The following is a 15,280-nucleotide window of genomic DNA, read 5'->3' as shown; positions in this document are numbered from 1 at the left end:
AGAACTGTGCACAACCTGTGGGAGCAAGGCTTGCCCGCGATGGCGTCAGATCAGCTACCCGCAATCAACTGTCTGGCCGCCTGGCTGTGATCCGCAATCAACCCCTTCAGATCCAGCCCTTCAACCTGACCATCCACCACCCGCCACTTGCCGGCGATCATCACCCGATCCGCACGGTCCGCGCCGCACAGCAGCAGGGCCGAAACCGGATCGTGGCTGCCGGAGAAACGCAATTCGTCAAGCTTGAACAGCGCCAGATCGGCCTGCTTGCCCACCGCCAGTTCACCAATGTCGCTACGCCCGAGCAAACTCGCCGAGCCCTTCGTCGCCCAGCCCAGCACCAGTTCCGGAGTGATTTTCTCGGCGCCGTAGCGCAGGCGCTGGATGTACAGGGCCTGGCGGGTTTCGAGCATCATGTTCGAGGCATCGTTGGAGGCCGAGCCGTCCACTCCCAGGCCGAGCAACGCGCCGGCAGCGGTCAGTTCCAGGGTCGGGCAGATGCCGGACGCCAGGCGCATGTTCGAGCTCGGGCAGTGACTGATACCCGTCCCTGCTGCACCAAGGCGGGCAATTTCATCCGGGTTGAAGTGAATGCCGTGGGCCAGCCAGGTGCGTGGGCCGAGCCAGCCGACGCTGTCCAGGTAATCCACGGTGCGCAGGCCAAAGCGTTGCAGGCAGAAGTCTTCTTCATCCAGGGTTTCGGCCAGGTGCGTGTGCAGGCGCACATCGAGCTTGTTGGCCAGTTCGGCGCTGGCGGCCATGATTTCCGGAGTCACCGAGAACGGCGAGCAAGGCGCCAGGGCGATCTGGATCTGCGCGCCAGCGCCACGCTGATGGTAGGCGGCAATCAAGCGCTGGCTATCGTCAAGAATCACTTCCCCTTGCTGCACGGTCTGCTGCGGCGGCAGGCCACCGTCTTTTTCCCCAAGGCTCATGGAACCGCGGGTGAGCATCGCGCGCATACCCAGTTCACGGACACTTTCAACCTGTACGTCGATCGCGTTTTCCAGGCCTTCCGGGAACAGGTAGTGGTGATCGGCGGCCGTGGTGCAACCGGACAGCAGCAATTCGGCCAGGGCAACTTTGGTCGCCAGGGCGAGTTTTTCCGGAGTGAGGCGTGCCCATACCGGGTACAGGGTTTTCAGCCACGGGAACAATGGCTGGTTGACCACGGGTGCCCAGGCGCGGGTCAGGGTCTGGTAGAAGTGGTGATGGGTGTTGATCAGCCCCGGCAGGATCACATGCTCACGGGCATCAAAGACATGGTCGCAGGGCGCGGACGGTTGCTGGCCAGCGCCTAGCAGTTCGACGATGACACCGTCTTGCACCACCAGGCCGCCACGGGCGTCGAGGTCATTGGCAGTGAAAATGGCGAGGGGATTTTTTAACCAGGTACGGGTCGCAGGCATGTTGGCCGGCTCCTCTGAAAGTTGGGTTCAGGGTTGCCAGCTCAGTGTTGCCCTGTCTGCTGATCCAGGTTCGCCGCGAAGGACGAGGTGCGCAGTTTCAAACAAAAGCGCCTGGTGAGCAAGCCCGGCCCGACCAGACAATCAAGCCGGGTCCTGCAGGTTGGGATTACCAGGGAATGGTTTCGCCTTTGTAATTGACGAAATGGTGCCCGCCCTTGCCGGTGTACGCATTCACCTGATCGATCAATCCGCGGGTGCTGGTCTGCACGTCGATATCGGCGTCTTCGCCACCCATGTCGGTCTTCACCCAGCCCGGATGCAGGGACAATACCGTGAGTTTCTGCTCACCTAGCTGCGTTACGAAGCTGTTGGTCATCGAGTTCAGCGCGGCTTTGCTGGCTTTGTACAAGGCCAGCTCCGGCGCGTCCGGTATGGTCACGCTGCCGAGCACCGAACTCATGAACGCCAGAACGCCTGTGTCCTGGCGGATCTGCCCGACGAAGCGTTGCGCCAGGTTGATGGGCGCCACTGCGTTGGTGAAGAACAGCTGGCCAACTTCGGCCAGGGTTGCGCCACCCGGGGTTTGTACGTCCGGACCCTTGACGCCGGCGTTGACGAACAGCAGGTCGAACTGTTCATCCTTGAGCTTCTGGCTCAGGGCGATCACGCCTTGCTGATCGTCCATGTCGAGTTTTTCGATGCGCACATTGCCCACGGTCTGCAGAGCTTCGGCATTCTGCGGGTTGCGCACGGTCGCGGTGACCTGCCAGCCATCGGCCAGCAAGGTTTGCACCAGGCCAAGCCCCAGGCCCCGGGAGGCGCCAATGATGAGTGCGGTTTTTGCCTTGGACATGAGTGGCTTCCTTGAAGAACTCTTGCAGACTCGAGAGAGCTTGACCCTGGAGCATACTCCAGGCGTTGGTCTTATTGTTCCCTGAGTTTCCCTGTGGAATGGGACAGTTTGTTGCTGGTGATTTTCCTGGTGTTTGAATTGGCGTGGGGCATTGTTGAGGTGTTGCCTGTGAAGGCGCCATCGCGGGCAAGCCTTGCTCCCACAGGTTTCACATAGGTTATGAACTTTGCACATGACCTGTGGGAGCAAGGCTTGCCCGCGATGAGGCCCGAACAGGCAGAGGCTAATGCCCAGCCTGCCAAGGCTGTCCCAACGACACCGGCGCATACAAGCGCGTACGCACCGCATCCCGGGACAACAGCACCAGCACCACGATAGTCGCCACATATGGCAGCATCGCCAGCAGGCTCGACGGAATCGCCAGCCCCAGCCCCTGCGCCACCAGGTGCAGAATGCTGGCAAGGCCAAACAGATAAGCGCCGAGCAACAGGCGCCACACCCGCCAACTGGCAAACACCACCAGCGCCAGGGCAATCCAGCCGCGACCGGCGCTCATGTTCTCGGCCCACATCGGCGTGTAGGCCAGCGACAGGTAAGCCCCGGCCAGCCCGGCCATCGCCCCGCCGAACAACACCGCCAGGGTGCGCACGCCCAGCACCGGCAAGCCCATGGCGCTGGCGGCGTCAGGGTTTTCGCCAACGGCCTGAATTATCAACCCGACGCGACTTTTCAGCAGCACCCACGCCACCAGACCGAACAGCGCAAACGACAGGTACACCAGCAAATCTTGCGCAAACAGCATGCGCCCGATCAGGGGAATCTCGCTGAGGTAGGGAATCACCACCGGCTCAAATCCGGCCAGCGGTTTGCCCACCCACGCGGCGCCAACGAAGGTCGACAGGCCGACGCCGAAGATCGTCAGCGCCAGCCCGGTGGCCACCTGGTTGGCGTTGAACACTAGCGCGACCAGGGCGAACAGTGACGACAGCAGCATCCCGGCGAACATCGCCAGCACCACGCCGAGCCACAGGTTGCCGCTGTTGAACGCGACGATAAAACCGATCACCGCGCCAAACAGCATCATCCCTTCCTGGCCCAGGTTCAGCACGCCGCTCTTTTCGCAGATCAGTTCGCCCAGCGCCACCAGCAGCAACGGCGTGCCGCAGCGGATCATGGCGTAGAAAATATTGCTCAGCAGATCGATGTCCATCACAGGGCTCCAGCATGTACGGCAGGGGTGGGCGCACGACGGGCCCAGCGCAGGTTCAGACGGGGTCGGTAGAGGATCAGCACGTCACTGGCCAGGAGGAAAAACAGCATCATTCCCTGGAACAGTTGAGTAATCGCCTGCGGCAGATTCATGCTCATCTGCGCGCTCTCGCCGCCGATATACAGCAACGCCATCAACAGGCTGGAAAACAGAATGCCCAGCGGGTTCAGGCGCCCGAGAAAGGCCACGGTGATCGCCGCGTAGCCGTACCCCGGCGAGACCTGGGGCACCAACTGGCCGATCGGCCCGGTGACTTCGCAGACGCCCGCCAGCCCGGCCAATCCGCCGCTGATCAGCAGTGCCAGCCAGATCAGGCGCTTCTGGCGAAAGCCGACGAAACCGGCGGCGCGGGTGTCCAGTCCGAGCACCTTGATCTGAAAGCCGACGAAGCTTTTCTGCAGCAGCACCCACACCGCCACCAACGCCAGCATGGCGAAGTACACACCCGCATGCACCCGACCATCCTCCATCAACAGCGGGAGGCGGCTGGCCTCGCCGAACATTGCCGACTCGGGGAAATTGAACCCTGCCGGGTCCTTGAGCGGCCCATGCACGCAGAACAGCAACAGGTTCAGGGCGATGTAGTTGAGCATGATGCTGGTGAGGATTTCGTTGGCGTTGAAGCGCGTGCGCAACCATGCGGTCAGGCCGGCCCAGGCGGCGCCAGCCAGGGTGCCAGCGAGCAGAATCAGCGCCAGTGCCCAGCGACTTTGCATGTCGATGATGTTCACTGCGAGCGCGCTGCCGGCCAGCGCGCCGAGCAGCAGTTGGCCTTCGGCGCCGATGTTCCAGATGCGTGCCTTGTACGCCACTGCCAGGCCCAGAGCGCAGAGCAGGATCGGCAGCGCCTTGACCAGCAATTCGGAGACCCCATACAGGTCGCTCACCGGTGCGATCAGTAGTGTGTGCAACGTCAGCAGCGGGTCATGCCCCAGCGCGATAAACAGCAATGAGCCGCAGCCCAGGGTCAGGACCGCCGCCAGCAGTGGCGAGCACCACAACATCAGGCGCGATTGGCGGCCGCGGGGTTCGAGAGAAAGCAGCATGAAAAACTCCGTTAAACCGCAGTTGGGTGGGTAGCATCGAATTGGCCGGCCATCCAGCCGCCGACATCGATCAGCCGAGTGTCGACGGTGGCCCGCAGTGGCGACAGTCGACCGCTGCACAACGCGCCGAGGCGATCACTGATCTGGAACAATTCGTCGAGGTCTTCGGAGATCACCAAAATCGCGGCGCCGGCATCGCGCAAGGTGATCAGCGCCCTGTGGATAACCGCTGCGGCGCCCACGTCGACACCCCAGGTCGGGTGCGCGGCGACCAGCAACTTGGGCTGCTGGAGGATTTCCCGACCAAGGATGAATTTCTGCAAATTGCCGCCGGACAGGCTGCGCGCCGGTGTCTGGGTATCGGGTGTTTTCACGCCGAAGCGCCGGATTATTTCTTCAGCCAAGGCTTCGACCTTGCTGCGCTGAATCAGGCCCTTGCTTACCAGACCCTGTTGGAAGGCCGTAAGCAGGGCATTGTCCGCCAGGCTCAAATCCGGTACCGCACCGTGCCCCAGGCGTTCGGCGGGAACAAATGCGAGGCCCAGCTTGCGCCGGGCGTCGGGTCGCAGATGCGCGACAGGTTTCGTGCTGAATCGGATGACGTTGCCATCGCTGCGTGGCAGGCATTCCTCGCCGCTGAGCAAGGCCAGCAATTCATCCTGACCATTGCCGGCGACTCCGGCGATGCCGACGATTTCACCGCAGCGCACTACGAGGTCGAGGTCTTTCAGCGAGCAGCCAAACGGATCCGGGTTGTGCCACGACAGGCCATTGACGTCTAAAAATATTTTCCCGCCAGCGACTTTCGGATAATCCGTGATCAGCTCGGCCGCTTCCCCGACCATCAGCCGCGCCAGTTGTTGGTCCGAGCAATCGGCCGGAACGCAATGCCCGGCCACCCGACCGCCGCGCAACACCGTGGCGCTGTGACACAAGGCGCGAACCTCGCCCAACTTGTGGCTGATAAATAGAATGCTGCAGCCTTCGGCAGCCAGTCGGCGCAGGGTCACGAACAAATCGTCCGCCTCCTGGGGCGTCAGCACCGAGGTCGGCTCATCGAGGATCAGCAGTTTGATGTCCTGCATCAGGCAGCGAAGGATCTCCACCCGCTGGCGCTCGCCGATCGACAGACTGTGCACCAGTCGTTCCGGCTCCAGCGCCATGCCATAGCGTTTGGAGACCTCACGAATCTGCGGTTCGAGTTGTTTGGGTGTGCCAGCGGCGCCACCCATGGCCAGGGCAATGTTCTGCGCCACGCTGAGGGTCTCGAACAGCGAAAAATGCTGGAACACCATGCCGATGCCCAGCCCGCGAGCCTGGGCCGGGTTGCGCATGGCCACGCGCTGGCCCTGCCAGATCATCTCCCCGGCATCCGCCTGGGTGACGCCGTAGATGATTTTCATCAGGGTACTTTTGCCGGCGCCGTTTTCACCCAGCAATGCGTGGATCTCGCCGGGGTCGATGGTCAGGTCGATGGCGTCATTGGCCAGACAACCGGGATAGCGCTTGGTAATTGCGCGCAGTTGCAGACGCGGTGTTCGCTCGGGGATCGGCGCTTGGTTGGGCATGACAGGCTCGGTCGATTAGAGTTATGCCTGTGGATAAAGCAATTTCCTGGCCATTGAGTCAGGAAAAATCCAAACAGCTCGAAAGCTGGGCCTTTAAATCGCTATTCGCTGTGATTCATCCGCCAGCCCGGCACCACTTAAGGGCAACGCCACCGGTCATGCTGCCATTTCGCGCGTAATCAATTGGTCAAAAATCGATCAGTCGCGCGCAACCCATGCCGGATATGGGGTCGCGACAGGAGTGAACGGGTTATCCACAGATTGCTCCACAGTATTTGTGCGCAAGCGCAAACGCCGGGCATAAGCACTGCATTGCTTTCTTCTAAAGGACATAAACGCTGCTAACTGACTGTTTTTATGAGAATTCAAGATTTTCGACGGGGCATTGGACGAAAAATGAACAAAGCGCGCAAAGGCGCATGACAGAAGGGTTACAGCCGTATGTGCTCAGGTTATCCACAGGCGGGTGCACAGTAGATGTGGGCAATTGTTGGTTGCCTAGATGTTCGGTGATGCCCCAAAACATCGCAGCCTGCGGCAGCTCTTACGGGGATACGCATTTCCCCCGTAGGAGCTGCCGAAGGCTGCGATCTTTTGATCTTGATCATCCAAGCATGCCGAAAATTAACTTGAGCTCGCCTCACGCTTATTTCCACAGATCGATGAAGTTCCAGAAACGTCCTACATGATTCAAGGACGTTTCCGATTTACGTCAGATGGTCTGGGTTTCAGGGTAGCGGTGCAGTCACTGCGCTCTCAAAAGCACCACATGCTAGCGAGGTGACAGGAGCATCCGCCCGAAAAACCTCCAAGGATCATGGAAATGAACCCGCCACTGCCCCTGCCTTTTAGCGACATCCTAATCGCAGAGTGTCTGCGTACTGATACCCCGCAATCCCGAGTGATTGCGGCAATTTCCCTGCCCTCCACCGAGGGCTGACGCATGGGGCGTGGAACAGCCAACGGACTGGGCCAGGGACTGGATGGCGACCTGACGACTACTGGAGCGGTGTGTATCAGCAGCCTCAGTTGTGCCGCCCAAGGCGGTCGAGGCGTACTGCGTCTTGGGGATGCGACCAGCCCATGTAAAAAATGCGGCAAACCGGGCGTACTCGTTGAGAGCCTGCCCGCCATGAAATGGGATGGAATCCCCACGGTACTGGACGGAGCGCGCGTCCATTGTGGTTGCCCACCGGGTACCAACCGCCTGATCGCTCCCTGCGAGCGGTCGGTTGGTTCAGTACCCGGTGCGCTCGTTGATCAGCTGTCACCGCCCACTCGATCTCTCGACAGCCATGCACATGGGGCCATGCAGCCTGCCAGCCAATTTTTCCCTGATAACTTGGAAGAAGAGGAGGAAGAGGAAGAATATGCCCCAGGCATTACTTTGAGGCTGGGTCTGTTTTTCGACGGCACTGGCAACAACCTGGCCAATAGTGAGGCTGCTGCGGGTTGTTACGCCGTAAATCTTGGGATGCAGCCGCAGATGGCCGAAGACATCCGGCAGCACTGCGCCGCTTTTGGCTACGACGGGGAGGGCAGCACGCCGGATAACAGTTACGGAAATGAAGTGACAAACGTCGCGCGTTTGCATGATCTTTATCCGAATGAAGCACATAAAATCCTGCAGCCGGAGAATACTGAGGTTCATCTCAAGGCTTACCTCGAAGGCATAGGTACTCGCAGTGGGCGTGGGGACTCGACCTATAGTCAGGGAACTGGCAAGGGCAGTACTGGTGTTTTGGCGCGGGTGGAGCAGGCCCCGGCGCAGATTCTCGAACAGTTACGGTTGTTGCGGGACAACAATCCGGGCCTCAAAATCCGCTGTATCGAGATTGATCTGTTCGGCTTCAGTCGAGGGGCGGCCGCAGCGCGGCATTTTGCTAATGACTTGCTCAAGGGGGTGGATAGCCTGCTAGCCCGCGCACTTCCACCTGGCTCGCTATTATTGTCCATCAAGTTCACCTGGCGTCATCGCATTGATTTCGACCTGAACTTCATAGGCTTATTTGATACGGTGGCCGGAATTGTCTCGCTGCGTGACGGTGATTTCAGCCCGCACAATAGCCGCAACACGGGACTCAATCTCCGACTGGGCCCGGGTATCGCCCGCAAGGTGATCCATCTAGTGGCTGGCGATGAGTATCGCCACAATTTCTCTCTGACCCAGGCTGAGCAGGATATCGTGCTGCCCGGGGCTCATTCGGATATCGGCGGAGGGTATCTGCCATTGGCGACCGAAAAGCTCCTGTTGAGCAAGCCCGATAGTTCATTCGAACACGGTCCTCTACCCAACGAGCGCAGCACTGCCTATTGGCGCGTTCACCACCGATTCGAGCGAGAATCGCAACACTGGCTGAAGTTTATGCCGCCTGAGGAGCTGAAGGTTGTTACCTGGTCCGTGGACAGCCAGCATCGTGTTCGCGACACCGCGCCGGAAAAGCGCGTGTATGCCGCCCTTTCAAGCGAGCGTCAGGTGCGCGGCGAGCTTTCGTTGGTTTATCTGCGGATCATGCGCGAGTTGGCTGTGCGCGCAGGGGTGACCTTTGATTTTATTGACCCTGAAGATAACCGCTTGGCAATCCCCCCAGAACTTCAACCCATAGCCTCCAAGTTGCAGGCCTTTGCCTTACAGGAACCGTATATAGCATTAACGGATGAGGAGACTTCACTCTTGCGCCGTCGCTATATCCACCTTTCAGCCCATTGGAATGCAGCGAAAAGCTGGAACAGCAGCGATCTCGAGGTGCTGTTCATCAACCGCCCGGCGGAGGGTCGCCTGCGCTTGGAACACGCTAATGATTAGGCTTGGGACGCTGTTGCTATGGGTGTTATTCGCAGGTTTCGGCGGCTGTGCCTACGGGACCAACCGCCTGCCATACGATTCCTGGCGGTTAGGACTATTTGCACCCGATTACATGCAGGTGTGGATTGAAACTGCCGATGCGGTGGATGTTCAGGACCATGTGTTTCGTCACGCCATGAGTGGTGTGGCCTCAATCCATGTACCGGAAAATCTCAAAGGCGATCCTCGTGGCTGGCCCGAGCGGCCTGGAGCTGGTGCGGGTAAACAAGTGCTGGGAGCTGACCTGCCACGGTTGATATATGTTCGTTGGCAGTCACTGGTGGAACCACAAACCTATGAGGCTTACATCGTCATTCCCGAGGCGACGCGACAGGCAATGATCAAGGGCGAGAAGACCTACTGTGAGTTCGATGGCAAGTGGATCACGGGGTATCGAAACATGCTGACAGTTGGTTTGGCGCCCGGGGGTATAGCGAGGGTCTGGGTGTTGGGCGCTTGCCTGAAACCGTTTGACGTAGCTCGAGTCGTGGGGGAAGTGGTAAAAAAAGGTCCCGACGGTGGCAATAGCGGGGGCCAATACGCGTTACCTCTGAAGCCCGCTTCCAAGGCCTACATTAAGAAGTACGGAATCCCCTATGGGTCTTGGTAAATTCATCCAGGACTACTCAGCAAAAAGCTTTAGCGCGCTGGGTATGTTCGGGCTATCGATATGCCTGGGCGGGTGTGCCTACGGTACCAACAGCCTCCCGTACGACTCTTGGCGGTTGGGACTATTTGCACCCGATTATATGGGGGTGTGGATTGAAACCGCTGATGCGGTGGATGTGCATGATTACGTGTTCCGTCGCGCCATGAGTGGCGTGTCTTCAATTCATGTACCGAAAAATCTTAAAGGCGACCCTCGAGGCTGGCCCGAGCGAACCGGAGCTGGTGCGGGTAAGCACGTTATCGGAGCTGACTTGCCACGGTTGATATATGTTCGATGGCAATCGCTGGTGGAGCCACAAACCTATGAGGCTTACATTGTCATCCCTGAGGCGACGCGACACCTTATGGTCAAAGGGGAAAGGACATATTGTGAAGCAGACGGCAAGTGGATTACGGGGTATCGCAACATGCTGACAATTGGACTCGCGCCTGGGGGTATAGCGAAGGTCTGGGTGCTGGGTGCTTGCCTGAAACCGTTTGACGTAACTCGAGTCGTGGGGGAAGTGGTGAAAAAAGGGCCATATGACGGTACCTCAGGCGGGCGGCACAGGCCATTGTCCGAGACTTCCAACGCTTACGTCGAGAAGTACGGCATCCCCTACGGATCCTGGTAATTCAAATCCGTCGAAGATGATCTGCTTCTTTCATCGCTGCAGGAGAATCCGCCCACGACTGAGATCCGCCAGCAACGTCTGCAAGGCATCGATCTGCTGCTCCCCCACAGCCAACTCCAACTCCACCCCATTCCCCGTAAACGTCTCCTCCACCACCAGCCCACCCAGCTCCGCCACGCGAATTTTCACCAAGGGCAGTTCAGCAAACCCACAAGCGCAACTGACCGGCACCCGACTAATCAGCTCAATCTTGGGCGCCGCCTGCAGGCACTTGTTCGCGCCGCCGCCATACGCCCGGGCCAGGCCGCCGGTGCCGAGTTGAATCCCGCCGTACCAGCGAATCACCAGCACCACCACCTGGTCGCAATTCTGGGCATCGATCGCCGCCAATATCGGCCGGCCGGCCGTGCCGCCGGGTTCACCGTCATCGGTGCTGCGGTATTGATCGCCGAGCTTCCACGCCCAGCAGTTGTGCGTGGCATTCAGGTCGCTGTGCTGCTCGATGAATGCCTGGGCGTCCGTCGGGCTGCTGATGGGAGCGGCGAGGGTGATGAAACGGCTTTTGCGGATCTCTTCGCGGTATTCGCAAAGATCGCTGAGGGTAAAAGGCATAGGGGTCTTAAATAGTAGGCGTCAGGCCGCAGCCCTTGAGGATGATGCGGATCAGGTTATTGCCGGCGTCTTCCATGTCCTGCTTGGTCAGCTTGCTGCGGCCAGTCACACGGCAGATCTGGGTGGCGAAGTCAGCGTAGTGCTGGGTGCTGCCCCACAGCAGGAAGATCAGGTTGACCGGGTCGACCGAGTCCATCTTGCCCGCGTCGACCCACGCCTGGAACACGGCCGCCCGACCCTGGAACCAGGCCCGATAGTCCTGGTTGAAATACTCGGTCAGGCACTCACCGCCACTGATGACTTCCATCGCAAAAATCCGCGAGGCTTGCGGCTGGCGGCGCGAGAATTCCATCTTGGCGCGGATGTAGCGAGTCAGTGCCTCGGCGGGATCATCCTCGGCCGAGAGGGTGTTGAAGGTGCTGTCCCACAACTCGATGATGTTGCTGAGCACCGCCACATACAAACCGAGTTTGTTGGTGAAATAATAATGCAGGTTGGCCTTGGGCAGCCCGGCATTCAAGGCGATGGTATTCATGCTCGTGCCTTTGAAACCGTGCCGGGCAAACTCGTCTTCGGCGGCTTTGATGATGGTCTCTTCGTTCTTCTGACGAATGCGGCTGGCAGGCTTGCCGCCGTGAGCTGCGACTTCAAAGGTCATAGGCACTTCCGAACAGGTAGGTGGGTGCAACCAGAGCGTTGATAGCGCACCCACGGGTATCCGACAAGTCCCGAGACGATAAAACCCTTTTCAACGAGTCGCTGCCAGACTCTCCAGAAAACTTTCCAGCACCAGATGAGGGCGACGGCCCTTGCGCGTGACCGATGCGAGGCTCAGGTCATAGAAGCGCGCCTTGGGTTTCAGTGCGCGCAGGCGACCTTGCTGTACCCAGAGGCTGGCGTAGTGGTCGGGGAGATAACCAATGTAGCGACCGGTGAGGATCAGGAACGCCATGCCTTCACGGTCTGACGCACTGGCGGTGCAATTGAGTGCCTGGTAGTGCGCCTGGATGTCTGCGGGCAAACGGAAGGTCGGGGCAATGGCGTCCTGACTGTTGAGGCGTTCGTCATCCAGCTGCTTGTCGTCGACATAAAACAGTGGGTGGCCGACCGCGCAATATAGCAGTGAGCGCTCGTCGTAGAGCGGCTGATATTCCAGCCCCGACAGCGCGCTGGCCTGTGGCACCACGCCGACATGCAGGCGCCCGTCGAGTACGCCTTGTTCGACTTCGTTGGGGGCGATCATGCGGATCTGGATCTGCACGTCAGGCCCGCGCTCCTTCAATTGGGCCAGGGCGTGAGTGATGCGCATATGGGGTAGGGTGACCAGGTTGTCGGTCAGGCCAATGGTCAGCTCGCCGCGCAGGTGCTGGTGCAGGCCGTTGACCTCGGTGCGAAAACTCTCCAGCGCACTCAGCAGTTGCAAGGCCGACTGATAAACCTCGCGACCTTCCTCGGTCAGGGAAAACCCGGCGCGCCCGCGTTGGCACAGGCGCAGGCCGAGGCGCTGCTCCAGGTCACTCATCTGCTGGCTGATCGCCGAGCGACCGATGCCCAGCATCGACTCCGCCGCAGAGAAACCACCGCACTCGACCACGCTGCGGAAAATACGCAGCAGGCGGATATCAAAGTCGCTGACTTGCGCCAGCGGATCGGGGCGGCGGGTGCTCATGCGTTGATCACTCAAAGTTTAGTGGTGTGCTGACTGAACATTAGAAATGTTGGATTTCACGGACTTTATCCCCGTGGCAACTTAGCTGCAAGAACGCTTTTGATCTCTATGCCGCTTATCGCCCTGCGAGGTTTTGCCCATGAACATGCCCGAAAACGCCCGCTCGCCACTGGCCAGCCAGCTCAAGCTCGATGCGCACTGGATGCCGTACACCGCCAACCGCAATTTCCAGCGCGACCCACGTTTGATCGTTGCCGCAGAAGGCAGTTGGCTGACCGATGACAAGGGGCGCAAGGTGTATGACTCGCTCTCGGGCCTGTGGACCTGCGGCGCCGGGCACACTCGCAAGGAAATCCAGGAGGCGGTGGCCAGGCAACTGGGCACGCTCGACTACTCGCCAGGCTTCCAGTACGGCCACCCGCTGTCGTTCCAGCTGGCCGAGAAAATCACTGACCTGACACCGGGCAACCTGAATCACGTGTTCTTCACCGACTCGGGCTCCGAATGTGCGGACACTGCGGTGAAGATGGTCCGCGCCTACTGGCGTCTGAAAGGCCAGGCGACCAAGACCAAGATGATCGGCCGCGCTCGTGGCTACCACGGGGTGAACATCGCCGGCACCAGCCTCGGCGGGGTGAATGGCAACCGCAAGATGTTCGGCCAGGCGATGATGGACGTCGATCACCTGCCGCATACGTTGCTGGCCAGCAATGCCTATTCCCGTGGCATGCCGAAGGAGGGTGGTATCGCCCTGGCGGATGAACTGCTCAAGCTGATCGAACTGCATGACGCGTCGAACATCGCCGCGGTGTTCGTCGAGCCAATGGCCGGTTCCGCGGGTGTACTGGTTCCGCCAGAGGGTTACCTCAAGCGCCTGCGCGAGATCTGCGACCAGCACAACATCCTGCTGGTGTTCGACGAAGTAATCACCGGCTTCGGTCGTACCGGTTCGATGTTCGGCGCCGACAGCTTCGGCGTGACCCCGGACCTGATGTGCATCGCCAAGCAAGTCACCAACGGTGCGATCCCGATGGGTGCGGTCATCGCCAGCTCCGAGATCTACCAGACGTTCATGAATCAGGCGACGCCTGAGTACGCGGTGGAATTCCCCCACGGCTACACCTATTCCGCGCATCCAGTGGCTTGCGCCGCCGGCCTGGCAGCACTCGACCTGCTGCAAAAGGAAAACCTGGTGCAGAGCGTGGCCGAAGTCGCGCCGCATTTCGAAAATGCGCTGCACGGCCTCAAGGGCTCGAAGAACATCATCGACATTCGTAACTACGGCCTGGCCGGTGCAATCCAGATCGCGCCGCGTGATGGCGATGCCATCGTGCGTCCGTTCGAAGCGGGCATGGCGTTGTGGAAAGCCGGGTTCTACGTGCGCTTCGGCGGCGACACCCTGCAGTTCGGCCCAACCTTCAACAGCAAGCCGCAGGACCTTGATCGTCTGTTCGACGCGGTCGGCGAAGTGCTGAACAAGATCGATTAAAGAACATCCCCCCTTGTGGGAGCAAGGCTTGCCCGCGATAGCGATCTCAAGGCCGCTATCGCCAACAAGCCCTGCACTATATATAGGCGTCTATTTAAAGACGCCCGCTGAACAAATTTTCTGGAGCCCTGCATGAGCCTTATCCCGCATTTGATCAACGGTGAACTGGTAACCGATAACGGTCGCACTGCCGACGTGTTCAACCCTTCTACCGGTCAGCCGATCCACAAAGTGCCATTGGCCAGCCGCGAGACCATTCAACAGGCCATCGACTCGGCCAAGGCAGCATTCCCGGCCTGGCGCAATACGCCACCGGCCAAACGTGCCCAGGTGATGTTCCGTTTCAAGCAACTGCTGGAGCAGAACGAAGCCCGCATCTCCCAGTTGATCAGCGAAGAGCATGGCAAGACCCTGGAAGACGCAGCAGGTGAACTCAAGCGTGGGATCGAGAACGTCGAGTTCGCCTGTGCAGCCCCGGAAATCCTCAAGGGCGAGTACAGCCGTAACGTCGGCCCGAACATCGATGCGTGGTCGGATTTCCAGCCGCTGGGCGTGGTTGCCGGCATTACCCCGTTCAACTTCCCGGCGATGGTGCCGCTGTGGATGTACCCGCTGGCGATCGTCTGCGGTAACTGCTTCATCCTCAAGCCATCCGAACGCGACCCTAGCTCCACCTTGCTGATAGCACAGCTGTTGATCGAAGCCGGGCTGCCTAAAGGCGTGATGAGCGTGGTGCATGGCGACAAGTCTGCGGTAGACGCACTGATCGAAGCCCCGGAAGTTAAAGCCCTGAGCTTTGTCGGCTCGACGCCGATTGCCGAATACATCTACGCCGAAGGCACCAAACGCGGCAAACGCGTGCAGGCGCTGGGCGGCGCGAAGAACCACGCCGTGCTGATGCCGGATGCCGATCTGGACAATGCGGTCAGCGCGCTGATGGGCGCAGCGTACGGTTCCTGTGGCGAACGCTGCATGGCGATCTCGGTGGCCGTGTGTGTCGGCGACCAGGTGGCCGATGCGCTGGTGGACAAGCTGGTGCCGCAGATCAAGGCGCTGAAGATTGGCGCGGGCACATCCTGCGGCCTGGACATGGGGCCACTGGTCACCGGTCAGGCGCGGGACAAGGTCAGCGGTTATGTTGACGACGGCGTTGCTGCCGGTGCGAAACTGGTCGTGGATGGCCGTGGCCTGAGCGTTGCCGGTCATGAAGAAGGCTTCTTCCTGGGTGGCTGCCTG

13 protein-coding genes (1 of these 13 cut by a window edge) are annotated in these 15,280 nt (G+C 60.0%); 5 read left to right on the top strand and 8 right to left on the bottom strand.

Features of this window, described 5'->3' with window-relative positions; all coding sequences use genetic code 11:
- Positions 1–50: 50 nt before the first annotated feature.
- The 5 genes from ACYZTK_RS12060 to ACYZTK_RS12040 all read right to left on the bottom strand — a co-directional run bounded on the left by ACYZTK_RS12060 (position 51) and on the right by ACYZTK_RS12040 (position 6,146).
- A complete protein-coding gene (locus ACYZTK_RS12060; RefSeq protein ID WP_462014634.1) occupies positions 51–1,409 on the bottom strand; it encodes an 8-oxoguanine deaminase in 1,359 nt (452 codons plus the stop codon).
- Between the two features lie 166 nt (positions 1,410–1,575).
- Complete coding sequence (locus ACYZTK_RS12055; RefSeq protein ID WP_462014633.1) at positions 1,576–2,262, bottom strand: SDR family oxidoreductase; 687 nt, start codon at positions 2,260–2,262, stop codon at positions 1,576–1,578.
- 283 nt (positions 2,263–2,545) lie between these two features.
- The gene (locus ACYZTK_RS12050) at positions 2,546–3,472 is read right to left on the bottom strand and encodes an ABC transporter permease (RefSeq protein WP_462014632.1); all 927 of its coding nucleotides are present in this window, start codon (positions 3,470–3,472) and stop codon (positions 2,546–2,548) included.
- Complete coding sequence (locus ACYZTK_RS12045) at positions 3,472–4,578, bottom strand: ABC transporter permease (RefSeq protein WP_462014631.1); 1,107 nt, start codon at positions 4,576–4,578, stop codon at positions 3,472–3,474. The genes ACYZTK_RS12050 and ACYZTK_RS12045 overlap by 1 nt, the downstream gene beginning before the upstream one ends.
- A gap of 11 nt (positions 4,579–4,589) precedes the next feature.
- Positions 4,590–6,146 carry an ABC transporter ATP-binding protein gene (locus ACYZTK_RS12040; RefSeq protein WP_462014630.1) on the bottom strand — a complete coding sequence of 519 codons (1,557 nt, stop codon included), beginning with the start codon at positions 6,144–6,146 and terminating at the stop codon, positions 4,590–4,592.
- Between the two features lie 1,309 nt (positions 6,147–7,455).
- Here ACYZTK_RS12040 and ACYZTK_RS12035 point away from each other — a divergent pair.
- From ACYZTK_RS12035 to ACYZTK_RS12025, 3 genes are read left to right on the top strand one after another with little or no spacing between them, the layout of a single operon-like run.
- Positions 7,456–8,952 (top strand): DUF2235 domain-containing protein, encoded by a 1,497-nt coding sequence (locus ACYZTK_RS12035; protein ID WP_462014629.1) that lies wholly within the window; start codon positions 7,456–7,458, stop codon positions 8,950–8,952.
- Complete coding sequence (locus ACYZTK_RS12030; protein ID WP_462014628.1) at positions 8,945–9,601, top strand: DUF2931 family protein; 657 nt, start codon at positions 8,945–8,947, stop codon at positions 9,599–9,601. Before ACYZTK_RS12035 ends, ACYZTK_RS12030 begins: the two co-directional genes overlap by 8 nt.
- A gap of 43 nt (positions 9,602–9,644) precedes the next feature.
- A complete protein-coding gene (locus tag ACYZTK_RS12025; RefSeq protein ID WP_462014897.1) occupies positions 9,645–10,274 on the top strand; it encodes a DUF2931 family protein in 630 nt (209 codons plus the stop codon).
- 30 nt (positions 10,275–10,304) lie between these two features.
- On the opposite strand, the gene ACYZTK_RS12020 is transcribed toward ACYZTK_RS12025, so the two are convergent.
- The 3 genes from ACYZTK_RS12020 to ACYZTK_RS12010 form a co-directional block, all read right to left on the bottom strand.
- Positions 10,305–10,886 (bottom strand): IMPACT family protein, encoded by a 582-nt coding sequence (locus tag ACYZTK_RS12020; protein ID WP_462014627.1) that lies wholly within the window; start codon positions 10,884–10,886, stop codon positions 10,305–10,307.
- 7 nt (positions 10,887–10,893) lie between these two features.
- Positions 10,894–11,544: a TetR/AcrR family transcriptional regulator gene (locus ACYZTK_RS12015; protein WP_462014626.1), complete on the bottom strand. Its 651-nt coding sequence runs from the start codon at positions 11,542–11,544 to the stop codon at positions 10,894–10,896.
- A gap of 90 nt (positions 11,545–11,634) precedes the next feature.
- Entirely contained in the window at positions 11,635–12,555 is a 921-nt protein-coding gene (locus tag ACYZTK_RS12010) for a LysR family transcriptional regulator (RefSeq protein ID WP_462014625.1), read from the bottom strand.
- Between the two features lie 139 nt (positions 12,556–12,694).
- Here ACYZTK_RS12010 and aptA point away from each other — a divergent pair, with 139 nt between their 5' ends.
- Positions 12,695–14,044 carry an omega-aminotransferase AptA gene (aptA, locus tag ACYZTK_RS12005; protein WP_462014624.1) on the top strand — a complete coding sequence of 450 codons (1,350 nt, stop codon included), beginning with the start codon at positions 12,695–12,697 and terminating at the stop codon, positions 14,042–14,044.
- Between the two features lie 132 nt (positions 14,045–14,176).
- Positions 14,177–15,280, top strand: partial view of a CoA-acylating methylmalonate-semialdehyde dehydrogenase gene (locus ACYZTK_RS12000; RefSeq protein ID WP_462014623.1) — the 5' portion only. The gene runs 390 nt beyond the window's last position; 1,104 of the gene's 1,494 nt are visible here — the first part of the coding sequence; it begins with the start codon at positions 14,177–14,179; the stop codon falls past the right edge of the window.

Source organism: Pseudomonas sp. LB3P31 (assembly GCF_054897945.1).
The sequence above is the reverse complement of the archived record's forward strand: the minus strand, read 5'-3'. Positions and strand labels throughout refer to the sequence as shown.

Bases quoted from the DNA above. Each gene is read 5' to 3' on its own strand.
- ACYZTK_RS12055 (WP_462014633.1), bottom strand. From the start codon at position 2,262: ATGTCCAAGGCAAAAACCGCACTCATCATTGGCGCCTCCCGGGGCCTG.
- ACYZTK_RS12045 (WP_462014631.1), bottom strand. From the start codon at position 4,578: ATGCTGCTTTCTCTCGAACCCCGCGGCCGCCAATCGCGCCTGATGTTG.
- ACYZTK_RS12010 (WP_462014625.1), bottom strand. From the start codon at position 12,555: ATGAGCACCCGCCGCCCCGATCCGCTGGCGCAAGTCAGCGACTTTGAT.
- ACYZTK_RS12020 (WP_462014627.1), bottom strand. From the start codon at position 10,886: ATGCCTTTTACCCTCAGCGATCTTTGCGAATACCGCGAAGAGATCCGC.
- ACYZTK_RS12025 (WP_462014897.1), top strand. From the start codon at position 9,645: ATGTTCGGGCTATCGATATGCCTGGGCGGGTGTGCCTACGGTACCAAC.
- ACYZTK_RS12040 (WP_462014630.1), bottom strand. From the start codon at position 6,146: ATGCCCAACCAAGCGCCGATCCCCGAGCGAACACCGCGTCTGCAACTG.
- ACYZTK_RS12015 (WP_462014626.1), bottom strand. From the start codon at position 11,544: ATGACCTTTGAAGTCGCAGCTCACGGCGGCAAGCCTGCCAGCCGCATT.
- ACYZTK_RS12050 (WP_462014632.1), bottom strand. From the start codon at position 3,472: ATGGACATCGATCTGCTGAGCAATATTTTCTACGCCATGATCCGCTGC.
- aptA (WP_462014624.1), top strand. From the start codon at position 12,695: ATGAACATGCCCGAAAACGCCCGCTCGCCACTGGCCAGCCAGCTCAAG.
- ACYZTK_RS12035 (WP_462014629.1), top strand. From the start codon at position 7,456: ATGCAGCCTGCCAGCCAATTTTTCCCTGATAACTTGGAAGAAGAGGAG.
- ACYZTK_RS12060 (WP_462014634.1), bottom strand. From the start codon at position 1,409: ATGCCTGCGACCCGTACCTGGTTAAAAAATCCCCTCGCCATTTTCACT.
- ACYZTK_RS12030 (WP_462014628.1), top strand. From the start codon at position 8,945: ATGATTAGGCTTGGGACGCTGTTGCTATGGGTGTTATTCGCAGGTTTC.